This window comes from Actinoallomurus oryzae, assembly GCF_039541955.1.
GTDB classification, from domain to species: Bacteria; Actinomycetota; Actinomycetes; order Streptosporangiales; family Streptosporangiaceae; genus Actinoallomurus; species Actinoallomurus oryzae.
Genome location: NZ_BAABHF010000009.1, coordinates 622,713 through 645,045, shown reverse-complemented (window position 1 = coordinate 645,045; position 22,333 = coordinate 622,713). Strand labels below are relative to the sequence as shown.

At 71.2% G+C, this 22,333-nt stretch carries 20 protein-coding genes; 9 read left to right on the top strand and 11 right to left on the bottom strand.

The window, feature by feature from the left end; genetic code table 11:
- Positions 1 to 22 precede the first annotated feature (22 nt).
- Positions 23 to 592 carry a hypothetical protein gene (locus tag ABEA10_RS04845; RefSeq protein WP_345458016.1) on the top strand — a complete coding sequence of 190 codons (570 nt, stop codon included), beginning with the start codon at positions 23 to 25 and terminating at the stop codon, positions 590 to 592.
- Positions 593 to 807: 215 nt separating this feature from the next.
- Here ABEA10_RS04845 and ABEA10_RS04840 read toward each other — a convergent pair whose 3' ends face one another.
- Positions 808 to 1,455, bottom strand: a complete 648-nt coding sequence (locus ABEA10_RS04840; RefSeq protein ID WP_345458014.1) for a hypothetical protein — start codon at positions 1,453 to 1,455, stop codon at positions 808 to 810.
- 370 nt (positions 1,456 to 1,825) lie between these two features.
- Positions 1,826 to 2,164, bottom strand: coding sequence for a hypothetical protein (locus ABEA10_RS04835; protein ID WP_345458011.1), 339 nt, complete (start codon positions 2,162 to 2,164; stop codon positions 1,826 to 1,828).
- A gap of 308 nt (positions 2,165 to 2,472) precedes the next feature.
- Here ABEA10_RS04835 and ABEA10_RS04830 point away from each other — a divergent pair, with 308 nt between their 5' ends.
- The gene (locus tag ABEA10_RS04830) at positions 2,473 to 2,829 is read left to right on the top strand and encodes a hypothetical protein (RefSeq protein ID WP_345458009.1); all 357 of its coding nucleotides are present in this window, start codon (positions 2,473 to 2,475) and stop codon (positions 2,827 to 2,829) included.
- Here ABEA10_RS04830 and ABEA10_RS04825 read toward each other — a convergent pair whose 3' ends face one another.
- The gene (locus ABEA10_RS04825; RefSeq protein ID WP_345458006.1) at positions 2,830 to 3,330 is read right to left on the bottom strand and encodes a PH domain-containing protein; all 501 of its coding nucleotides are present in this window, start codon (positions 3,328 to 3,330) and stop codon (positions 2,830 to 2,832) included. It lies immediately after the preceding gene.
- 528 nt (positions 3,331 to 3,858) lie between these two features.
- On the opposite strand from ABEA10_RS04825, the gene ABEA10_RS04820 reads away from it, so the two are divergent.
- Positions 3,859 to 6,810 carry a glycosyl hydrolase gene (locus ABEA10_RS04820; protein ID WP_345458003.1) on the top strand — a complete coding sequence of 984 codons (2,952 nt, stop codon included), beginning with the start codon at positions 3,859 to 3,861 and terminating at the stop codon, positions 6,808 to 6,810.
- A 5-nt stretch (positions 6,811 to 6,815) separates the two neighbouring features.
- Here the strand turns inward: ABEA10_RS04820 and ABEA10_RS04815 are convergent, their stop codons facing one another.
- Positions 6,816 to 7,484 carry a response regulator transcription factor gene (locus tag ABEA10_RS04815; RefSeq protein WP_329249373.1) on the bottom strand — a complete coding sequence of 223 codons (669 nt, stop codon included), beginning with the start codon at positions 7,482 to 7,484 and terminating at the stop codon, positions 6,816 to 6,818.
- Positions 7,481 to 8,302, bottom strand: coding sequence for a sensor histidine kinase (locus ABEA10_RS04810; RefSeq protein ID WP_345457996.1), 822 nt, complete (start codon positions 8,300 to 8,302; stop codon positions 7,481 to 7,483). The genes ABEA10_RS04815 and ABEA10_RS04810 overlap by 4 nt, the downstream gene beginning before the upstream one ends.
- Positions 8,303 to 8,492: 190 nt before the next feature.
- Here ABEA10_RS04810 and ABEA10_RS04805 point away from each other — a divergent pair, with 190 nt between their 5' ends.
- The 5 genes from ABEA10_RS04805 (at position 8,493) to ABEA10_RS04785 (ending at position 16,323) form a co-directional block, all read left to right on the top strand.
- The gene (locus ABEA10_RS04805; protein WP_345457993.1) at positions 8,493 to 9,875 is read left to right on the top strand and encodes an FAD-binding oxidoreductase; all 1,383 of its coding nucleotides are present in this window, start codon (positions 8,493 to 8,495) and stop codon (positions 9,873 to 9,875) included.
- A gap of 35 nt (positions 9,876 to 9,910) precedes the next feature.
- Positions 9,911 to 11,419 carry an MFS transporter gene (locus ABEA10_RS04800; protein WP_345457990.1) on the top strand — a complete coding sequence of 503 codons (1,509 nt, stop codon included), beginning with the start codon at positions 9,911 to 9,913 and terminating at the stop codon, positions 11,417 to 11,419.
- A gap of 132 nt (positions 11,420 to 11,551) precedes the next feature.
- Entirely contained in the window at positions 11,552 to 13,723 is a 2,172-nt protein-coding gene (locus ABEA10_RS04795) for a protein kinase domain-containing protein (RefSeq protein ID WP_345457987.1), read from the top strand.
- Entirely contained in the window at positions 13,710 to 15,095 is a 1,386-nt protein-coding gene (locus ABEA10_RS04790) for a serine/threonine-protein kinase (RefSeq protein ID WP_345457984.1), read from the top strand. Before ABEA10_RS04795 ends, ABEA10_RS04790 begins: the two co-directional genes overlap by 14 nt.
- A 22-nt stretch (positions 15,096 to 15,117) precedes the next feature.
- Positions 15,118 to 16,323, top strand: a complete 1,206-nt coding sequence (locus ABEA10_RS04785) for an ROK family transcriptional regulator (protein ID WP_345457981.1) — start codon at positions 15,118 to 15,120, stop codon at positions 16,321 to 16,323.
- A gap of 29 nt (positions 16,324 to 16,352) precedes the next feature.
- Here the strand turns inward: ABEA10_RS04785 and ABEA10_RS04780 are convergent, their stop codons facing one another.
- Both ABEA10_RS04780 and ABEA10_RS04775 read right to left on the bottom strand, forming a co-directional pair.
- Positions 16,353 to 16,802, bottom strand: a complete 450-nt coding sequence (locus ABEA10_RS04780; RefSeq protein WP_345457978.1) for a hypothetical protein — start codon at positions 16,800 to 16,802, stop codon at positions 16,353 to 16,355.
- A gap of 54 nt (positions 16,803 to 16,856) precedes the next feature.
- Positions 16,857 to 17,684 (bottom strand): SCO4651 family lipoprotein, encoded by an 828-nt coding sequence (locus ABEA10_RS04775; RefSeq protein WP_345457975.1) that lies wholly within the window; start codon positions 17,682 to 17,684, stop codon positions 16,857 to 16,859.
- A gap of 148 nt (positions 17,685 to 17,832) precedes the next feature.
- Here ABEA10_RS04775 and ABEA10_RS04770 point away from each other — a divergent pair, with 148 nt between their 5' ends.
- Positions 17,833 to 18,630, top strand: a complete 798-nt coding sequence (locus tag ABEA10_RS04770; RefSeq protein ID WP_345457972.1) for a S1 RNA-binding domain-containing protein — start codon at positions 17,833 to 17,835, stop codon at positions 18,628 to 18,630.
- Here the strand turns inward: ABEA10_RS04770 and ABEA10_RS04765 are convergent.
- The 4 genes from ABEA10_RS04765 to ABEA10_RS04750 all read right to left on the bottom strand — a co-directional run bounded on the left by ABEA10_RS04765 (position 18,611) and on the right by ABEA10_RS04750 (position 22,306).
- Positions 18,611 to 19,678, bottom strand: a complete 1,068-nt coding sequence (locus ABEA10_RS04765; RefSeq protein WP_345457969.1) for an alpha/beta fold hydrolase — start codon at positions 19,676 to 19,678, stop codon at positions 18,611 to 18,613. The genes ABEA10_RS04770 and ABEA10_RS04765 overlap by 20 nt on opposite strands.
- Positions 19,679 to 19,761: 83 nt before the next feature.
- Entirely contained in the window at positions 19,762 to 20,415 is a 654-nt protein-coding gene (locus ABEA10_RS04760) for a response regulator (protein ID WP_345457966.1), read from the bottom strand.
- Positions 20,412 to 21,536, bottom strand: coding sequence for a sensor histidine kinase (locus ABEA10_RS04755; RefSeq protein WP_345457963.1), 1,125 nt, complete (start codon positions 21,534 to 21,536; stop codon positions 20,412 to 20,414). Before ABEA10_RS04755 ends, ABEA10_RS04760 begins: the two co-directional genes overlap by 4 nt.
- Positions 21,537 to 21,541: 5 nt before the next feature.
- The gene (locus ABEA10_RS04750) at positions 21,542 to 22,306 is read right to left on the bottom strand and encodes a hypothetical protein (protein WP_345457960.1); all 765 of its coding nucleotides are present in this window, start codon (positions 22,304 to 22,306) and stop codon (positions 21,542 to 21,544) included.
- Positions 22,307 to 22,333 lie beyond the last annotated feature (27 nt).

The following is a 22,333-nucleotide window of genomic DNA, read 5'->3' as shown; positions in this document are numbered from 1 at the left end:
ACGCTAAAGGAGCCCCCCACCCGTGAAGATCATCGACCGCGTCAAGACGTACATCCGTCAGAAGAAGGAACGCGACCCCAGCCCGACCGAGAACCCGCTCGACGCAGCGGCCGAGCCCACCCCGGCGCAGAGCGACCGCGCAGAGGACCAGCAGAACCGCGATGACGAGGCGCCCGCGGCGTCCTCGGCCCCCGAAACCGCGGAGCCCGAGCCTGCTACGGAACCGGCCACCGAGTCGGCCGAGGAGTCGGCTACCGAGTCGGCCGAGGAGTCGGCTACCGAGTCGGCCACGGAGTCGGCCGAGGAACCGGCTACGGAGCCGGCCGAGGAGTCGGCTACCGAGTCGGCCACGGAGTCGGCCGAGGAACCGGCTACGGAGCCGGCCGAGGAGTCGGCTACCGAGTCGGCCACGGAGTCGGCCGAGGAACCGGCTGCGGAGCCGGCCGAGGAGTCGGCTACCGAGTCGGCCGAGGAACCGGCTACCGAGCCGGCCACGGCGCCCGCCGCGTGCCCGCGTTGCGGCGCGACCGGCGATGCGCCCTGCACGACCCCGTCCGGCAAACCCACGAAGACCCACAAGGGGCGCGAGTAATGAGCAGCGGTGCTGCGAACCTCCGGACGGATCCGTGCGGACGCAGACGTCGACGGATCTTGCCGATGAACGGCGGAAGGTCGTTGGACTAACCGTCATTGCGGACCGTCCATCCGGCGTTCGAATTCCCGAGCCTCCGCTCACTGATCAGGGCCTTCCCCGCGTACGTGCAGGGGAGGGCCCTTGATCGTTCTGGCGTGGAATTCTCACCACCTTCAGCAGAAGGCGATCGCCGCCCCGGTTCTCATCGAATGCTTCGCTGCGTGGATGAGTCGCAGGCACACGTATGACTCGATGCCGTAGCGTTGCCAGCCCTCGCCGGCCGGCGTCGCGGCCTCCGAAGCCTCGAAGACCTCGTCCGAGTCGGGGTCGAGGTCTTCGGGCAGCCCGAGGGCGGCCGCGATGCTGCGGGCCTCCGTCAACAGGCGCACCGACGAGCCGAGGAAGCCCCCGGCGAGGCGTTCATCGACGATGACCTGCTCGAAATCCACTGGTACGTAGTAGCCCTCGCAGTCGGAATGATGGATCAGATGTGCGAACGGGCCGGCCGGATCCCCGGCTAGATCGGCATACGCCTTCTCGAGCAGTGGATCGTCGGTCGGGTTCCGGCCTTTCAGCGGCTCCGGCAGGCTGGCGTTCTCCGCCAAGTGAACGGCGAGGCGTCGCACGGTGTGCAGCCCGGAATACCCCCACATCTCGAAAGATTCGGCTTCCCGTTCCTCTAGCTCGGGCTCATCCCACGGCCCTGCCTCAGCCAGATCGAGCAGTTCCCGGATCACCGTGAAGTCGGCGCGGACCATGTCGCCGTAATCGTCCTCGCCCTCACCGTCGGCCAGGACGCCGACGACCATGTTCAGTCCCATGGCCGGGAATGCTGCCAGCACGGTCCGACAGGGCCGCGCACGGCGGCTTGGGCCGGTCATTCCTGCCGCATGGACGTCGAACGGGAATCCGACGGCCGGGTAATCCCCTCCGCCGACGCCCCAGGCGAAGCCCAAGCGAACCAGGCCACGGGTCGAGGTCGTTCGTCCGTGGGCGCTCCGCCTCGATCCGTGGGGCCTGGCCCGCTTTCCCTCCGAGGTGGGACGGCGGCAGAGGGGATGATCCGGCAGGGCGGATCCGTGCGCGCGGCGTCCGTGATTTCACGGAGCCATATTCATGGCCGTATTCGCCACTTGCCGCTATGGCATTCGAACCGAGCCGCGGAGTCGCAGTGGAACTCCTGTGAAGGCGCTACTCGTTGCAGGGCTTGTTGCTTCCGTCGCCGGAAAGGTGTCCGTCCCAGACCCACCCGTAGATGTAGCCGCTTCCGCTGCTGACGCGGCCGTACGTCCAGGTGTTGCCGTACTTGTTGACGACGTAGCAGTAGTAGACCATGTGCGGGTGGTTCTGCTCGTTGGACACGTAGCTGCACGCGCCCTCCGGGCCACCACGTACGACCGCGGTGGCCGTCAGGTAGCCGGTCCGCCCGTCCAGATTCTGATGTGAGCAGCTACAACTGTTGCATTCACCGACGGTGAGAGGCTTGACGGACGCATGGCCGGGCGCTGCGGTCAGGAGTGAGCCGGCCAACGAGAGACCGGTAACACCGACGCCCGCGATCACCCGTCGCCGCACTCGACCGGTCAAACTCGAATTCGCCATGACGGTCCTTTCTCGATGGGCCCGTACGAAACTGATGCCCGGCACGCTCGCACGGAATGGTATATATCCGGTTAACCAGCTTCCGTGAGGTATGCTGAATCTTTCGGACCGTGACGCCACTAAGATTATGGTCGCCTAAAAAAAGGGAAATGTGCCTGGGAGGGCCCGCATGCGGTCCTCTGGTGGGGACGGGGGTCGGATGCCGATCGTCGACCGATCGGGGTGCCATCGGCGGCGTGATCACCGGGGTGACCGGCTCAGTCGTGGAGAGCGCGGTCGAAAGCATGCGTCCCGAGCCGCCGGTTCGGGCGGCATCGAGTTTTCCGACGGGTGAGGATGTCATCTTCACCATCACGACGACGCGCTACATGGTCTTTCGGCAGAGTTTCGGGCTGAAGATGCCGAGACTCTCGCTCGCGGTGGTCTACGAGCCCTCCGACATCGTCCAGTTGGCCGTCCGTCGCGGGGCCGCCATGCGAAAGCTGCTGCTGGTCTTCGGGGACCAGTCGTTGGTCCAGCTCAGTCTTCCGCGAGGGCAGGGCGACGTGGACGAGATCGTCGCCGGCTTCCTGTCGTTCCAGGCCGCCGGGTGATCAGGCCCTGGCCCCGACGACCACGACGGCGCAGATGATGACCGTTATGAGCAGACCCAGGATGAACCCGGCCGTTCTGGGCGTCAGCCGGTTCCACAACCGCTTCGGCGGCTCGAACCGTGCGGCCGGGTCCGTGTTCGATTTCCACCAGTCGACGACCCGCCGGAAGTCCGCCTGAAAATCGGGGTCGGGGTACTGGGTGCTGTGCTGGAGCGCAGGCAGTGAGCGACGCTTGCCGTTCGCGAGGGTGATGCGAGCCGAGAGCGACGTCCCGTACTGGCTCTTGGTCTCACGCACGTCGATCCACCGGATCTCCTGCCAGGAGTAGGTGCGACCGCGGCCGATGCCCCAGCAGATGGTTATTCCGGCCGTCCCGACCGTGGTCCAGCTCCGGCGCCCCAGGGAGATGCCGAGACCGACGAGCACAGCGGTCCCGAGCAGCAGCCAGCAGAAGCCCACCACGCCGAGCCGAAGGTAGGCGAAGACTCCTTCAATGATCACTACGACACCCAGCCCCGCAAACTGCGGAAAGGACGGGCGGTATCGATCTCTCCCCCGGAAGCTCAGCTCGTTCACGGAGGTCAAGGTACATGTCCGGCTTCTGAACGGACGAGCCGGGCTTTGGGGAACCGTCGTCCGGTGTCGCTACCGCGGACGGACGCACCGGCACCGAGGCTGATGCGGCAGGCCCGCTCGCACTGCCAACCTGTTAAAACGTGTCAATTCCCCGGGGTTCGACCGGCTGCCGCGAACCAAAGGTGATGTTCGCGTCACAGCCGACGTCTGTACAGATCAGACGACCTGAAGTCGACTTCCGGCGCCGCGGCCGGCGGGCTCGGCTATTGACGCGCCGCCGCCCATCGACCTAATGTCCCGGGGACATCAGTTAAAACGTTTTACTTGCTCACCTTCCGGAGAGAGAGCATGGGCGAGCCGCCTGCGAACGGCAGCACGGCGTTCGGCGGGATCAGGAACGGTCGCACACGGCGATCCGCCTCAGCCGGCTCCCGGCGCGTCTGGGCGGTGGTGATGGCCGCCGTGTTGGCGCTGCCCGCGGCCGTCACGTCACCCGGCCCGGCGCAGGCATCGCCGAAGCGCGGAGGGACTCCGGACTACGGGTTGGCGGCCGGCCTGGCGCGTCGCTTCGCGAACCCGCCGGTCGAAGATCGGCCCTTCTACCGCTACTGGCATCCCGGCGGCCGGATGGACCCCGGCACGCTGAAGTCCGACTTCGCCGCGATGCGGGAGGGCGGTGCCGGGGGTGTCGAGCTGTCCAACTTCGTCCGGGACAACTCCGTAGCGCCGATCGAGGACTACGACCCCGCCACGCAGGGCTTCGGCACTCCCGCGTGGCAAGAGCGGTTCGGCGACGCCTACCGGATCGGCAAGAGCGCCGGGCTGCAGGTCGACGCGACGTACACCTCGAAGTGGTCGGCCAACCTCGCCTCCGTGTCGCCGGACGGGCCGGGGTCGGCGAAGGAGCTGACCCTGGCGACCGCGTGGCTCGGCCCGGGACAGGAGTACGCCGGCCGGGTGCCCCGGCCGACGCTTCCCGACGGTGTCCACAAGGCCGACCTGGTCGCGCTCCGCGCCTACCCCTGCGCGTCGAAGTGCGACGACGACGTTCCGGTACTCGACCCGGCGCACTCGGTGAACCTCAAGGACCGGGTGAGCGGCGACGAGCAGCTCCGCTGGACCGCCCCCAGCGGCCGATGGGTGCTGGTCGCCTCCTGGATGCACGGCACCGGCCAGCTCGTCGAGGGCGCCGAGACGCCCGGCACGTCGTACCTCGTCGACCACTTCAGCCGCGACGGCATCGACGCGATCGAGAGCTTCTGGAACGAGCACGTGCTCGACAAGGAGGTGCGCAAGCAGCTGAAGGCGAGCGGCGGATCGCTCTTCTTCGACTCCCTGGAGCTGAACCCGGGCGGCGAGCCGCTGCGCAGCTGGACCGCGGACTTCCTGAAAGAGTTCAAGAAGCGCCGTGGCTACGACGCGGAGCCGTACATCCCCACGCTGGCCGTCAGCGACCCGCAGTTCGAGCTGCCGGGTTCGGTGGCCGAACGCGTACGGGAGGACTACCGCAAGACGCTGAACGACCTGTTCATCGACGACCACCTCGTGCCGCTGCGCACGTGGGCGCACAGCCTCGGCCTGACGCTGCGCGGCCAGCCCTACAGCTCGTGGGGGCCGACGTTCGTCGATCCGATGGAGGCCTGGTCGCTGCTGGACATCCCGGAGGGCGAGGACCGCTCGTTCAACGCCGGGGCGAGTCAGGGCCTCATCGAGACGCAGGGGGCGGACGCCTGGCGGAGCATGGCGACCGTCGCCGGGCTCAGTGGCCGGCGGCTGGTCTCCGACGAATGCTGTGCGTCCTTCGGCCGCGCCTACCGGGTCACCCGGCAGAAGCTGCTCTCCCACGTCAACGAGAACTTCTCGGCCGGCGTCAACAACGTGGTCTGGCACGGCTGGTCGCACGACGCCCCCGGCACCGCGGCGACGTGGCCGGGCTGGGCGGGGTTCGGCAACACCGGCGTCGATGACTCGTACGGCCCGCAGAACCCGACCTGGGCGGACGACCGGCGCATCAACGACTACGTCGCGCGCCTTCAGACGACACTGCGTACGGGCCGGCAACTGACGGACGTCGCCATCTACCACCAGAAGCCGGGGCACAGCTCCGAAGGCACGGTCGGCGAGCGTTACTTCACCAGCTCCGCCCTCGAGCAGCGCGGCTTCACGTACGGGTTCGTGAACACCACGCTCCTGACCGGGCGCGCGATGCCCGTGGACGGACGGACGCTGGCACCGGACGGGCCGGGCTTCCACGCCTTCGTCGTCGACCGGGAGAGCGCCATGGACCTCGCCGCCGCCCGGCGCATCGTGGCCATGGCACGGCAGGGGCTCCCGGTCGTCGTGGTGGGCGAGGCACCGCAGCGGTCGCTCGGCAACGACCCCGGCGACGACGCCGCGGTCCGTGCCGCCTTCGAGCAACTGCGCCGGTACGGCAACGTCCGCCGGGTCGCGGCCGAGGACGACGTCCCCCAGGCTCTGGCCGCCCTCGGTGTACGGCCGCGTGCCGGGTTCGTGGAACCGTCGTCGCTGGTGGGCGTCCAGCGCCGTGGTCAGGACGTGAACGTGTACTACTGGTACAACGCCTCGGACGAGCAGGCGAAGGCGACCGTGTCGGTGGCCGCCCGGGGCATCCCGTACCGGCTGGACCCGTGGACCGGTCGCGTCGAGCCGATCGCGTCGTACGGCGTGCAGGGCGACCACACCGTCCTGAACCTCGACGTCGCCCCCGGCGACATCGCCCTGGTGGCGGTGAGCGACGCGCCGCCGGCCGGGACCCGGCCGCCGTCCACGCACGTGGTGAGCACGACGGCCGACCAGGTCGTCCTCGACGCCGGGAAGCCGGTGCTGCGGACCACCCGGAACGGCCGGCAGACGACCGTGCTGTCGGACGGACGCCAGGTCGTCACCGACGTCCGGACGGTGCCCGCGGCACAGCCCCTGTCCCAGTGGGGGTTGAGCCTCGCGTCGTGGCACCAGGGGTCCGGTCCCCAGCAGACCGCGATCACACAGTTGCCCGAGCAGCAGGTGACCGCGGCCCCGGACACCCACCTGCTACCGGCGTGGAGCACGTTGCCCGGCATGCAGAGCGTCTCCGGCGTGGGCACCTACCGGACCACGTTCGACGTGAAGGCGGACTCTCAGCGGAATGCCGGGGCCTATCTGGATCTCGGCCAGGTCACCACGACGTACCGGGTGGCGGTCAACGGACGGTCGCTGCCCCCGAGCGACCAGCTCGACAGCGCCCGGATCGACCTCGGCCCGTACCTGCGCTCCGGACACAACGAGGTGGTCGTCACCGTCGCCTCGATGCTGGGCAACGCCATCGCCGGGAAGGCGGCCGACCAGTACGGCCTGGTCGGGCCCGTCACGCTCATCCCGTACGTGGACGTGCCGCTGAGCCGCTGACGGGGTCAGCGGCCCGGGTCGCGGGCGCTGACGAGGCCGGACTGGTAGGCGAAGACGACCAGCTGGGCGCGGTCGCGGGCGCCGAGCTTGGTCATCGCCCGGCTGATGTGGGTCTTGGCGGTGGTGGGGCTGAGCACCAGCGACGCGGCGATCTCGTCGTTGCTCAGGCCGTGTGCGGCCAGGGCCACCACCTCGCGTTCCCGGTTGGTGAGGGCCTCCAGGTCCGCCGTGCCGAGGGCGTCCGGCGGGCGGGCGACGAACTCGGTGATCAGCTGCCGGGTGACCGCGGGGGACAGCAGCGCGTCGCCCCTCATCACCACCCGGAGCGCCTGTAGCAGGTCGGCCGGCTCGGTGTCCTTCAGCAGGAACCCGCTGGCCCCGGCCCGCAGCGCGCGGAAGACGTATTCGTCCAGCCCGTAGTTGGTGAGGATGACGACGCGGACGGCGGCCAGCTGTTCGTCGTCCGCGATCTGCCGGGTCGCCTCGATCCCGTCGAGTACGGGCATCTGGATGTCCATCAGGGCGATGTCCGGCCGGTGCTCCTTCGCCAGCGCCACCGCCTGCCGGCCGTCGGCGGCCTCACCGACCACCTCGATGCCGTCCTCGGAGTCCAGCAGCGCCCGGATGCCGTTGCGGATGAGCGCCTGGTCGTCGGCGAGCAGGACTCGGATCACGCGGGCGCCTTCGCCGGGAGCTCGGCCCGTACGCGGAAACCGCCCTGCTCACGGGGACCGGCGTGGAGACGGCCGCCGAGGGCGGCGACCCGCTCGCGCATGCCGATCAGCCCCAGCCCCCGGGCGGGCGCCGGCTCCGTGCCGCCTTCCGCGTCATCGGCCGGGTCCGCACCGCCGGCGGCGGCGTCCGGGGCGTCGTTCTCGATCTGGACGGTCAGCGTCTCCTGCCCGTACCCGAGCCGCACCGACGTGCATGCCGCGCCGGCGTGGCGCGAGACGTTGGTGAGCGCCTCCTGCACGATCCGGTACGCGGCCTGGTCCACGTCGGGCGGCAGACACCGCTCGGTCCCGGTCACCGTCACGGTCACCGTCAGCCCGGCCGCCTGCGCCCGGGCGATCAGGTCGGCCAGCTGGCCGAGGCCGGAGCCGGTGGTTCCGCCGTCGGCGTCGCCGTTGCGGAGCACGCTGAGGGTGGCGCGCAGCTCCCGGGCGGCGTCGGCGCTCGCCTCCTTGATCGCCAGCAGCGCGGAGGGAACCTCCTCGCCCCGCTTGCGGGCCAGGTGAGCGGCCACGCCCGCCTGCACCCGGATCACGGAGATGCTGTGCGTCAGGGAGTCGTGCAGCTCACGGGCGATGCGCAGCCGCTCCTCCATCGCCTTCCGCCGGGCGACCTCGTCGCGAGTCCGCTCCGCCTCTTCCGCGCGCTGCTCGACCTCACGCAGGTGCAGGTGCCACATGCGGAACGCCACCAGGGTGACGCCCGCGGAGATAAGCCAGCCGGTGCCGTAGAGCCAGCGCCGGCCATGTTCCGTGCGCATCCTCAGAGCCTACGTGCCCGGTCCGGCGCCGCCATCCTTCCGGCGGAGGGGTTCCCGCCTGCTTCCGTCGCAGTACCGCCGCCCCTCCCACGGCAGTACGGGAACCGCCCGCCCGCTCCCCGCCGACCAGGCAGGAAAGACGCCCTGCGCACGACGACCGGCACCCCCGCGCCGGAGCACCATCACCGGCATGACACAGACATCAGATTCCGAATCCGTCCACGGGGGCCTGTGCGGTGTCGCCGGCCGGCTCCCCGGCGAGGTACTGGCGCCCGGCCTCGACGGCTATGCCGAAGCCGCGGCCACCGTGTTCGCGACGGGCACGCCCGACCTGGTGGTCCGCCCGCCCGACGCGGCCGGAGTGGCCGCCGCCGTGCGGTACGCCACCGCCGCCGGCCTGGCCGTCACCGTACGGTCCGGCGGGCACAGCATGGCCGGGCTCAGCACGCACACCGACGGCATGGTCATCGACCTGCGGAACCTGTGCGGCGTCGAGGTTTTGGACCGGGCCGACCGCCGGGTCCGCGTCGGAGGCGGCGCGACCTGGGGCGCGGTGTCCGCCGCGCTGACACCGTACGGGCTGGGCCTGACCGCGGGCGACACCCGGGAGGTCGGCGTGGGCGGGCTCACCCTCGGCGGCGGGATCGGCTGGATGGTACGCCGCTACGGGCTGGCCATCGACAACCTGGCCGCGGCGGAACTGGTCACCGCGGACGGCGAGCTGATCCGCGCCGACGCCGGCCGGAACGAGGACCTGTTCTGGGCGCTGCGCGGGGGCGGCGGCAACTTCGGCGTGGTCACCTCTTTCGAGTTCACCGCCCAGCCGGTCACCACCGTGCACTTCGGGATGATCGGCTTCCAGCTCGGCGACCAGCCCGGCGAACTGACGGAGCTCGTCGCCGGCTGGCGGGACCTCACCCGGGCCGCCGACGAGAACCTGACCACCTCCCTCGCTCTGCTGCCGCCGATGCCCGGCCGGCCCGCCGGGCAGCCCACCGCCGTGCTGCAGTGCTGCTACGCGGGCTCCGACGGGGACGCCGCGGAGGCCGCGCTGCGTCCATTCCGCGCGCTCGCCCCGGTGACCGCCGACACCGTCCGCGCGATGCCGTACGCCGACGTTCTGGTGGCCTCCCCCGACCTGCCGCCCGGGGCGCGGATGGAGGTCCGTAACGCGCTCGTCCCGGCCCTGGACGACGCGACGGTCGGTGCCATCGCCGACCTGTACGCCGACGGTTCGATGGTCGAGCTGCGCGGCTTGAGCGGTGCGGCCTCCCGGGTCGCGCCGGACGCCACCGCCTTCGCCCACCGGGACGCCGAGGCGCTGGTCGTGGCGGGCGCGATGCTGCCGCCCGGGGCGCCGCCGCAGCTCGCCGACGCGCCGCTCGCCCGGTGGTCCCGGGTCGCGGCCCTGAGCCGCGGCGCGTACGTCAACTTCCTCGGGACCGCGACCTCCGCCGACGTCGAGCGCGTCTACCCGCCGGCCACCTACCGGCGGCTGGCCGACGTCAAGCGGCGCTACGACCCCGGCAACGTGTTCCGCCGCACCCACAACGTCCGCCCCGCGCGCGGCTGATCCCGCCCGGAATCCGGTCAGGAAGAGGAACTCTCGTGTCCGAAACCCACCCGGCGGCCCTTCCGGTCCCGCCGGTCACACGTGGCGCGACGCCGTCCGCGCACGGTGCCGCGCCGGCCGCCCGCCATTCCCGGCAGGGCCTGTCGTTGCTGGTCATCGCCACCGCCCAGCTGATGGTCGTGCTCGACTCGACCATCACGAACGTCGCCCTGCCGCGTATCCAGGACGCCCTGCATTTCTCCGGAGCGAACCTGTCATGGGTGGTCAACGCCTACGCGCTGGCCTTCGGCGGCCTGCTGCTGCTCGGGGGCCGGGCCGGCGACCTGCTGGGCCGCCGCCGGATGTTCGTCGTCGGTCTGCTGGTGTTCTCCGCCGCGTCGCTGGCCGGAGGATTCGCCACCTCCCAGGCCTGGCTGCTGGTGGCCCGCGCCGTCCAGGGCGTCGGCGGCGCGATCGTCGCGCCGGCCGCGCTGTCGCTGATCGTCACCACCTTCCCGGAGGGCCGGCCTCGCGCCCGGGCCATGGGCGTGTACTCCGCGATGAGCGTGGCGGGCGGCGCGATCGGCCTGGTGGCCGGTGGGCTGCTGGCCAACTACGCGTCCTGGAGGTGGGTGCTGTTCGTCAACGTCCCCTTCGGGGTCGCCGCGGCCCTGGCCGCTCCCCTGGCGCTCGCCGGGGAGCCGCGCCGGCCCGGTCGTCTGGACGTCCCGGGGGCACTGACCGGGACGGCCGGGCTCTCCGCGCTCGTGTACGGCCTGTCCAGCGCGGCGACCGGCCCGGACGGCGTGTCCCACTGGGGCGACGCCAAGGTGGTCGCCTCGCTGGCGGCCGGAGTGGTGCTGCTGGCCGCGTTCGGCCTCGTCGAGGCCCGGAGCCGGCACGCGCTGGTGCCCGGCAGGCTGCTGCGCGACGGCCGCCGGCTCGGGGCGAACCTGGTCATGTTCGGCGTGGGAACCGTGCTGTTCGGGGTGTTCTTCTTCCTCACCCTGTTCGCGCAGGAGGTGTGGGGCTACTCGGCCATCCGGACCGGCGTGGCGTTCCTGCCGCTGACCGCCGCGACGCTGGCCGGCTCCGCGGTCGCCTCCGCGCTGCTGCCGCGGATCGGCGCCCGCCCGCTGCTCCTGACCGGCACCGTCGGCTGCGCCGGTGGTCTGTACTGGCTGTCGCTGATGACGGAGAACTCCGGTTACGTGGGAGGGCTGCTCGGGCCGATCCTGGTCACCAGCGCCGGGCTGGGCCTGGTGTTCGTGCCGCTGCCGCTGGTCGCGCTCGACGGCGTCGCCGACGCGGATTCCGGGGTGGCCTCCAGCGTGCTCAACGCCGGCCGGCAGATCGGTGGTGCCGTCGGGCTCGCGGTGCTGAGCACCGTCGCCTGGACGGCCGTCGCCCACTCCGCCCGCACCCACGGCGCCTACCGCCACGCGCTGGTCGTCGGCTTCGACCGGGCCTTCGCCGTCGGCGCCGGGATCGCGGCTCTCACCCTGCTCATCACGATCACCATGATCCGGACCCGCCGCACCGGCCCGACACAGCCTGGCCGGTGACGCCTCCGCCCTGACGTGCAACGTCCTGGCTCATCCGGGACCGGTCCCGGATGAGCCGCCCACAATGGTCTGCCGCGCGGCAGAATACGGCGCGGATCGGTCGCGTGACCCAGGCCGTGGGAGGGGAGGACGGTGGAGCCACGGCAGCCGGGCGACCCGGCTCGGGTGGGCCCGTATCGGGTGCTGGCCCGGCTGGGCGAGGGCGGGATGGGCGTCGTCTATCTGGCGCGGTCGCGGAGCGGTCAGAAGGTCGCGGTCAAGGTGATCCGAGCGGACTTCACCGATGATTTCGAATACCGCGAGCGATTCCGGCGCGAGGTTCACGCCGCCCGCAAGGTGACGGGAGCATTCATCGCCCGGGTGCTCGAAGACGAATCGAACCCGAAGAACGAGCCGCCGTGGCTGGCCACCGAGTACCTTCCGGGACTGTCGCTGCGAGAGGCGGTCCACTGGTTCGGCGGGCTCCCGCCGGACGCGGTGCGCGCTCTGGCCGCCGGGCTGGCCGAGGCCCTCACCGCCATCCACCGCGCGGGCGTCGTACACCGCGATCTGAAGCCGGAGAACGTCCTCCTCACCGCGGGCGGACCCCGCGTGATCGACTTCGGGATCGCCCGGCCGGACGACGCCGGCACCATGACCCGCGCCGGTGTCCCGGTCGGCACTCCCGGATACATGTCGCCGGAACAGGCCTCCGGCGGCAGGGTCGGGCCGGAAAGCGATCTGTTCGCCCTCGGCACCGTGCTGGCGTACGCCGCGACCGGCCGGGAGCCGTTCGGATCCGGTTCGGTGCACTCCAAGTTGTACCGGGTGCGGAACATCCGGGCGGATCTCGGCGGCATCTCCGAGCCCTGGCTGCTCGATCTGATAGCGGGCTGTCACCAGAAGAAGCCGGGCCGGCGGCCCTCGGCCGCCCAGGTGGTGAAGCGGCTCGGCGCCCTGGACGACGGCGTTCCGTCGCTGCAGGGCACCCGATGGCTGCCGGCACCGGTCGCGGAGGCCATCGACCGCCGTACGGCCGAAGCCCGCGGGCTACCGGAGTTCCCCGTCGCCCCGTCACGGCACGCGGCGAATGACGCCGCGACCGTGCAGACGCCGGAGGCGGCGCCCGTCGACGGCGGGCGAGACGCGGCACGGCCCCGGAGGCCGAGCCGCCGGATGCTGCTCGGCGGCATGGGCGCCCTCGGCGTGGTCGCGCTGACCGCGGACGGTGTTCTGCCGCCGCCCCGTGACGAGGGCTCCGGCCGGCGGCCAGTGCGGAGTTCGCGCGTACCGCCTCGCCCCTCGCCGCCGGTCGCGCTGCGCTGGCGGCGCAAGGTGAGCGACTACTACCCGAATCTGATCGTCAGCGACGGGGTCGTCCTGGCGAAGGAATACGCGCCCATCGGTGTTCTCCGCGCGCTCGATCCGCACACCGGACGGACGCTGTGGAAGCGCGACACGTATGGCAATCCCATGGCCTTCGGCGACGTCGTCTACCAGGTCCCGGCCGACGAGAACCGGCTGCTCGCGCTGCGTGGTTCGTCCGGGGCGACCCTGTGGTCGCATCCGCTCAGCAGATCCGGCGCCGAATTCCCCTCGACGGTGGTCGTCACCGAGTCGGCGGTCTGCTACGGCGTGACGCGGCTGACCGCGATCGACGCACACGACAGGCGACTGCTCTGGACCGCGGGTGTGAATTCCCAGTACGGCCTGTCCGCCGGAGCGGGCATCGTGGCCGCGGCGAGCAAGAAGACCTTCGTCGGCTTGTCCGCACGCTCCGGGCGAGTGCGCTGGACCTACGACATGGATCATGGATTCAGCCCGATGATCGGCTATGGCATGGTCTTCGTCTGGGATCGTCACATGACGCTTCACACGTTGCGTGCCCGCGACGGGACGCTCGTCTGGAAGCGGCCGGACTCCGGGTATGAGTTCCCCTTGCAGAACGGGCATCTGCCCTTGTGGCGCGGAAACCTGTACGTAGGCCGGCCGGACGGCATCGTCCTCGCACTCCGGGCCGCGACCGGCGAACTGGTCTGGTGGCGGCGGTTCGGCCACGGCGAGGGGGCGTCGTACGACCGGGTGAACACGCTCGGCCTCTACGGCGGCACGCTGTACGTCGGATGCACCGACCGGCACGCGTACGCGGTGAACCCCGCCGACGGCCGCGTGCTGTGGAGCCACGGCGCGGACCTGACGCTGACCTCCGCGCCGGTCGGCGTCGCCGGGCTGGCGTTCATCGGCACCAAGGACGGCTACGTCGAGGCCCTGGGCCCGCCGTCGAACACGCCGAGCCACAGTGGAGGCACCCGTGCGCACCCTTGATCCGGCGGATCCGCGGTGGATCGGAACCGGGGACCGGCGGTACCGGGTGCTGGCGCGCATCGGCTCCGGCGGCATGGGCGTCGTCTACTTCGGCCGGTCCACCGGCGGGCGGAGCGTGACGATCAAAAGGGTGCACGCCGAGTTCGCCAAGGACCGGGAGTTCCGCCGGCGGTTCGGACGCGAGGTGGCGGCCGCACGGAAGGTCGGCGGCGGGTTCACCGCGCAGGTGATCGACGCTGACGCCGATGCCGGCATCCCGTACCTGGTGACCGAGTTCCTTCCGGCCCTGCCGGTGAGCGAGGCGGTACACGAGTTCGGCCCGCTTCCGGTCGCCTCGGTGTGGACGCTGGCAGCGGGCGTGGCGGAGGCGCTGGTCTCGATCCACCGCGCCGGCGTCGTCCACCGGGATCTGAAGCCCTCGAACGTGCTGCTGACCGCCGACGGCCCACGAGTGATCGATTTCGGCATCGCTCACCTGGCGGACGCCGTACCGCTCACGAGCCCCGGGATCCGCGTCGGTTCACCCGGCTTCATGTCGCCCGAACAGGTGGCCGGCGGCTCGGTCGGGCCGGCCGGCGACATCTTCTCGTTCGGGGCCATGCTGGTGTACGCCTGCACCGGCGCCGAGGCATTCGGCGAGGGCTCACCGGACGAGAAGATGGCGCGCATCGAGCACGGATCGCCGCGGCTCGACGGGATCGCCGACGAAGCCCTGCGCGAGTTGCTCGAATCCTGCATGGACCGATCCCCGTCCCGCCGCCCCACGGCCGAGCGGCTGGCCGAGATCACCGCCTCGGCGACCGAGGACGGCCGGTCGGCCGGTGCCTGGCTGCCGTCCGCGGTCGCGTCCGCCATCGTCGCGCGCGAGCGCGAAGCGGAGAACCCACCGACCACGCCGGACCGGCCGGCCGACGGCCCGCGACGGTGGTGGCGCGGTCGTCGCGTCGTGCTGTCGGCCGCGTTCGGCGGCGCGCTCGCCATCGGCGTGGGCACGTCCGCCACGGCCTGGTACGGAACAGGTTCCAAGCCGGCCGTCGCACTCACGCCGACCGCCACGGCATCCCCGACCGCGGCGACCCCGACCGTGGCCGGCCCTCGTACCTTGGAGTTCAACCTCACCGGGAACGTCACGGTGACCTCGCTGAGGTACGAGGTGAACGGCCGGACGACGACGCTCGGACACGTGAAGCTGCCGTGGCGGAAGGACGTGTCCATTCCACCTTTGCCGAAGAAGAGCACCTGGCGTCTCTCCTACCGCTTCCCTCCGGGCAAGGTCTGGTACCGGGTGCTGGTGGACGGCTTCGAGGTCTGGAGCGGTGGAGGCCTCTCGACCGGCGCGCCCTACAACGGCAACGGACACGGAACCGTCTGACCAACTGCGTTCGGCCTCGCCCGTGGACGCCTTGTGGGTCATGATTGATCGCATGACCGCGAATCCCGGGCGCCCGCGTCTGCTGCGCACGCTGAACGATCGCGCCGCGCTGGAGCTGCTGGCTTCGTCGGGAGCGTCGACTCGTGCGCAGGTGAGCGAGACGACCGGGCTGTCGAAGGTGACGGCCGGCCATGTCCTGTCCCGCCTGGAGGAGCGTGGCCTGGTCGTCAAGGTCGGCGTACGAGAGAGCGGGCGCGGGCCCGGCGCCGCCCTTTACGGCCTCAACCCCTCGTGCGGCCATGTGATCGCGATTGAGGTCTACCCCGACACGACGACCGCCGTTCTCGCCGACATCACCGGGCGAGTGCTGGCGGAGACGACGGCCCTGACCGATACCGCCGCGGACCCGGCCGAAGCGGTACACGCGATCGTGGAACACCTCACCGAGGCCGCACAGATCGACAGGGCGCAGGTGCAGGTGTGCGTGATCGCCCTTCCCGCCGTCATTGAGCCTGATACAAGCCGTGTTCATTTTTGCTACGAAATGCCCGCCTGGGGCGGAGACGTCATCGAAGCCATCCGCCGACGGCTGGGGCTGGCCGTCCGGATCGACAACGACGTCAACCTCGCCGCGATGGCCGAGCGTGCGCTGGGAGCCGCGAGCGACGTTCGAAATTTCGTGCTGGTCTGGATCGGACGCGGGCCTGGATCGGCCGTCATGGTGGGCGACCAGTTGTTGCGCGGGACCGCGGGCGCGGCCGGTGAACTCGGGGCGATGCCCGTTCCGGGCTCGGCCGTGAGCAACGGCGGCTTTGACCGCAGCCGCTATGAGACGGCCGCCGCCTTCCAGGCCCTGGTGGGCTCGCAGGCCGTGCAGGAACTCGCCGCGCGGCACCGGATCGCGACCGAGAACGCCGCGCAGAGCGTGGCGACCGCCGTCAGGAGTACGACGGGGGCGGCCTTTCTCGACGAGTTGGCCCGGCGGATCGCCTTGGGGGTCGCCTCCATCTGTACCGTTCTCGACCCTGAGCTCGTCGTACTGGGCAGCCACGTCGCTTCCGCCGGAGGCGACGAGCTGGCGGGACGTGTTCAGCGCGCCGTCGCCGACATGTGCCTGGCCCGGCCTCGGGTGGAGGCGAGCACCGTCCCGGACCGGCCGGTGGTACGCGGCGCCTTGCTGGTCGCGGTCGAACACGCACGTGAACGTGTGCTGTTCGGCGATCTATGAGCGACCTTGGCGGTACGCGTTGGCGGGCGTCAGGTTCGTGATTCGCGGAAGCCCGCGGACGAGGCCTCCTCGCGGGAGCAGAAGAAACGGTCGTCGAGAGGTGTCACCGCGTACGCCGGGCTGGCGGAGGTCGTGTACGTGTAGCCGGCGGCGAAGGTCGTACCCACCAGCGGCAGGTGGCCGCAGCGGATGATGTGCAGGGGGTACCGCGCCATCCCGGACGCCAACGGCACCACCAGCAGGCCCAGATAGACGACCACGGCGGCGACGGCGGCGCGCGGCAGCGCCGGTATCACCCACAGCAGCGCCATGACCGGGAGCGCGACCAGGAACCACGCCAGGACGAAGACCCCGTACCAGGAGCCGAAGGCCACCGGCGGTCGCGGGCGGGAGACGAGCAGCACCAGTACGTACCCGAGCGCCGGAAGCAGGAAGACGAGCAGCGCCAGCCAGCCCACGGCCTGCAAGTAGCGCGTCACAGGCCGAACGTACCTCCGTACGAGGGGCGTGACACGTTCGTGCGCCGGTCCGGTTCAGACCGGGATCCCCTTGGGGTGGTTGAGGTTCTTCACGTCCTTCGGAGCCGGTGGCGTGATCGTGACCGGGGTGTCGAAGGTGGAGTAGTTGACGGTGGTGTTCAGCCGCCGCTTCGTGCCGCGCCGGTTGACCAGGTTGATCTTGCGGATCAGCCGCTGGTCGTCGATCCAGACCTCGAAGTACGGGGTGGTGCCGAACGGCCCGTAGATCAGCTGCGCCTCGGTGCGTTCGGCGGGGCTCAGCTTGGTCAGCGCCTCGCTGAGGGCGAACGTGCCCTGGTAGCGGGTGGTGGGCGTCCCGGCCGTCTTCTCCCGGCCGACCGTGTGCACGTCCTTTGAGGCGGTGAACATCCTGGCGTGCAGCAGCGGGTCCGGCTGGCGGACCTGGGCGACGAGAGCCATGACGTCGGTGTCGGCCGGCTTCAGCGCGCTGAGCGAGAGGCCGATCCACGGCTTGTGGATGAACTCGAGCAGCTTCAGATTCTTGATGTACAGCTTGTCCCCGAGCAGGATCTCGCTGGAGCCCGGGTCGCCCTCCCACCCGGTGTTGGTGAAGGGGACGTCGTACTCCAGGGCCTGGTCCTTCGACCGGCTCGTCACCTCGCCGGCCAGGCGTCTCCTCTCCTTGCCCACGAAGGTGGAGAGGGAGACCGACGCCTGGTAGGACGTCACCGAGCCGAGCCGCTTCACCGCCTGGTCCAACGCCTCCGCCGCCGTACGGGGGGTGCCGCTCGCGGCCGAGGGCTTGTTCGCGTTCGCCCGGCACCCCGCCAGCGACACCACCAGCGCCAGAGCGGCGGCACCGGCCGCGCATCGACCGGCCATCGTCATCACGGTGACTTCCTCCGATTCCCGGCAACGCTGCCGTTGCCCCTATCAGGACGCGCCGGGGTGCTTGTCCGGATTACCTGACGGGAGCGCCGATCGACGGTGAGCCGCTCGTGCACCACGCGGCCATGGCAAGGTGACAGGCGTGGACGGGGCGCCGGGCGAGCAGGGCATGGCCGAGATCTTGGAGACCCTGCGGATCGGTGATGTCGTCTCGGGGACGGTCGCAGAGGTACGGCGGCCGTACGGGATCGTGGTGAGGCTCGACGGGCGACTCGGGCCGGTACCGGCGACCGTCGGCCCCCTGTACGTCTCCTGGCGTCGCCCGCCGTATGAGGCCGTGCGAGTCGGCGAGCGGATCACCGCCGAGGTGATCGATGTGGACCGGGAGCGGGGGGTCGGCCTGTCGCTGGCCGCGACCGAGAACCCGGAGCTCTGGGCCTTCCTGAAGTCACTTCGTCCCGGCGAGATGCTCAGCGGCGTGGTGGCGGATGTGCAGCGGTTCGGCGTGTTCGTCACGCTGGACGATGGTCCACCGCACCCGGTCTACCCGGGAGTCGGTTTCGTCACGACCCCCGAACTGTCGTGGCGACACTTCGATGACCTCTCCGAAGTCGTCGAGGTAGGGCAGCGGGTCACCGGATCCTTTCTCTACTTCGACACCCCGAACGGAGAGGCAAGGCTCTCCCTTCGTGCGTGTGAACCCGATCCCTTCCAGGAGTTCGCGGACGAAGCGCACGAGGGGCAGGTGCTCTCGGGAACGGTGACCATGCTCGTGCCGTTCGGAGCCTTCGTCGGCGTCGCCGACGGCGTCGAGGGCCTGGTGCACCGCGACGAACTGGCTCCCGGCGAGACCCTTGAGGTGGGGGAACGCATCGAGGTGGCCATCGTCGACCTGGACCGTGATCGCCGTCGGTTGCGGCTCACCCGCCACCTCCGGTGATCGCCGAGGCGACCTGGCCGGGGTTGGAGATGAAGGACAGGTGGCGGGCGCCCGGGATGAGCACCGGTGCAGGGGCGCCGATCCGCTTCGCCGTCTCGTACGGCGAGGACCTGGCGAACACGTCGTCGGCGGAGCCGAAGACCACCGCCTTGGAGATCGGGACTCCGGCGAGCGCCGCCACGCGCGTGGCGGGCAGGCCGACGATGCTCGTCATGTGCCAGATTCCGTCCTCCGCGCCCGCGACCTGCAAGGGGCGGCGCCACTGGTCCACGCCCGCGCGGTCGAGGCGGGGGCAGCCCGGGCCGCAGTTCGACTCATAGATCCGGCGGATCAGCCAGTCCGAGCGGACGGCGAGCCGGAGCAACGTCGTGCGGTACGGGGGCGGAAGCGCGGTCTGGAGTCCGGTGGCGCCCGCGCCGGCGCCGGTGTTCAGCCCGTCCCCGTCGAGGAACACCAGCCGCGAGATACGGTCCGGTGACCGCAGCGTCGCAGCGGCGACCACGGCCGCGCCGGTGGAGTGCCCGACGAGCGTGACGTGGTCCAGGCGCAGCGCGTCGAGGAAGCCCAGCACCTGCGCGGCCTGGTGGTCGGCGTCGTACGGGCCCTCGCGCCGGCTGTAGCCCCAGCCGGTCAGGTCGAGCGCGTACACCCGGCGACGTCCGGCGAGCGCCCGGCCGAGTGGATCGAAGGTGTCCGCCGACTCGGCGAAGCCGTGGACCAGGACGACGGGCGGCCCGTCACCGCCGCCCCACTGCCGGTACCGGGTGCGGATGCCGTCGGCGGTGACGAACCGCAGGCCCGCCGGTTCGCGGGCCCGGCCGGCGGTCGCGGCGTTGTAGATGAGCGAGAACAGCGTCGCGGTGACGGCGAACGCCGCAACGGCGACGAGGAGGCGGCGCGCCCACCGCCACCGGGCCTTGCCCGGCCGGCCGGCGGAAGGGCGACCCGCGGAAGTGTCGCGACGAGGCGCTGACGTCTCCACGTTCACACGCTCCCGGCGGCGCCCGAAGACCACGCCGGCCACCTGGGCTATGGAGGTCCGAGTCATTCCGCGATCGTCGCCGCGGACGACCGAGCGCACGTCCGCCGTGGAGCGGCAACGGCTCTACGCAGATCGGCGTACGGAAGCGGTCAGTCGCCCAGGCCGGACTGGTAGGCGAAGACGACCAGCTGCGCCCGGTCGCGGGCGCCGAGCTTCACCATCGCGCGGCTGACGTGCGTACGCGCCGTCGCCGGGCTGATCACCAGTCGCGCGGCGATCTCCTCGTTGCTCAGACCCTCGGCGACCAGGGCGAGGATCTCCCGCTCCCGGTCGGTCAGCGTGTCCAGGGCGGGATGCGGCCGGGCCGGGCGGGGCGCGTTCGCCACGAAGGCGCGAATGACCTTGCGCGTCACCGAGGGCGACATGAGCGCGCCGCCGTCGACGACCGCGCGGATGGCGGCCAGGAGGTCGGCCGGCTTGGTGTCCTTGAGCAGGAAGCCGCTGGCGCCGTGCCGCAGGGCGTCGAAGACGTACTGGTCGTGTTCGAACGTGGTGAGGACGATGACCTTGGTGCCCGCGAGAGAGGGATCGGCGCTGATCCGCCGGGTGGCGGTGAGCCCGTCGACGCCGGGCATGCGGATGTCCATCAGGACGACGTCGGGCCGCTCCCGCCGGGCGGCGGCGACGGCGGCCAGCCCGTCGGCGGCCTCCCCGGCACAGGACATCCCGTCCTCGTTCTCGATCAGGGTGCGCAGCCCGAGGCGGACGAGCTCCTGGTCGTCGACGACGAGTACTTCGATCATGTTCGGCCTCCGTACGGAAGACGGGCGCGGACCTCGAAACGACCGTGCGGGGCCGGCCCGGCGGTGAACTCCCCGCCGAGGGCGAGGACGCGTTCGCGCATGCCGGAGATCCCGAACCCGCCCACACCGGCGGCACCGGCCGGCGTCCCGGACACGGGATTGGCGACCACGATGACGACGCTCTCGGGCCGGTACCGGATGCTCACGCTCGCCGTCGTGGCTCCGCTGTGCCGCAGCACGTTGGTCAACGACTCCTGGACGATCCGGTATCCGGTCACGTCGATCGCGACCGGGAGGGCGGCCGGGGGTTCCCCCATGGTGTCGAGACCCACGTGGACACCGGCCTCCGCCATCCGCTGCCGGAGCCCGTCGAGCCCGCCCAGCCCCGGTACCGGCGACCTTTCCGCGGCGGTCCGCGTCCGGCGGACCACCGCGAGCGTCGCGCGGAGCTCGTCGAGGGCGTCGCTGCTGGTACGGCTGATGGCCGACAGCGCCAGTTCCGCCTGGTCGGGCTTCTTGGCGAGCAGGTGCAGCGCGATGTCGGCCTGCATCTTGATCGCGGCGAGCCCGTGCCCGACGATGTCGTGCACCTCCTGGGCGACCCGGAACCTCTCCTCGTCGACGTGCTGCCGGATCGTCTCGGCGCGCGCCCGTACGGCCGCCTCCCACCGCGTCCGCAGCGTGAACCCCAGGGCGAACGGGACGACGACCCAGGCGGACACGGGGATCAGCCCGTACAGGCCGAGCGTGGTGTCGCCGACGAACAGGTGGATGACCAGGAGGGCGAGCGCGGCCAGCGAGTACCGCGCGGACCTCGCCGGCGCCGCATGCCTGGCCGCGCTGTACACCGAGAGCATGAAGCACACCAGGATCGGCCCGTAGGAGTACCCGCACGCCAGGTACGCCGAGGTGCCTGCCGCAACGGCGGCCAGCACCGGCAGCGGCCACCTGCGGCGTACGGCGAGCACCAGGGCCACCGCCACCACCAGCGTGTACCCCAGCGCGTCGATCGGCACCGCCGCCCGGTCCGGCGCCCCGGCGAACGCGCTGCCGACGACCCCGGTGAAGGCCAGCACGGCCGCCAGGGCGACGTCGCCGGCCAGAGACCCGGTGATCCTCATGGCTCTCAGCGGAGCAGGGAGTAGGCCAGGGCGGCGGCGATGGCCAGGCCGTACCCGGCGACGGCGATGGCGACGACCCGGGTACGGCGGGTTTCGTCCCAGGCGGTACGGGACGACAGCCAGGCCAGCGCGGGCAGGACCAGGACCCCGTGCAGGCTCACGCCGTGGACGGGCTTGAGGAAACCGAGGTCATGATAGGCCTGCTGCTGGTGGCCGGCACCGACCTCGGCCGCCCCGCGAGCGATCATCGCGGCGCCGGTGGCCAGGCCGATCAGCAGGCTCACGAACCCGGCCCGCAGGCCGAGCCGCATGCCGGCCGGGATCCCGGGATTCGCCCGAAAGGCGGTCACGGCCAGGACGCCCAGGACCACGACGAGCACCGCGCCCCCGGCCGCGAGCACAGTGGAGACCGCGGAGTTGAAGGCGGTCTCCCGGTTCAGGTGGGAGGGCACATGCCGCCACGCCTGCAGCGTGATGCCGCCGACCTCCACGACGCAGTCGGCCGCGAAGACGCCCAGCAGCAGCGCGCGCCCACGTTCGCCGATCGGCAGGTACGAGGCCACCCACGCGACCGCGACCAGCGTCAGGCCGAACGACAGCCCGAAGGTGGCCGGCTTCCGCCAGGACACCGGGCCGTACCAGGGACCGCCGTCGACCGCGAAGACGGCCAGGTGGAACAGTCCCGCGCAGACGAGCACCGCACCGAGGCCGTAACAGAAACGCTCGATACGACGGCCACGGCTCCGAACACCGGCGAGCACGTCCCGCACGGCACCTCCTCAGGCATCGGCATGTCG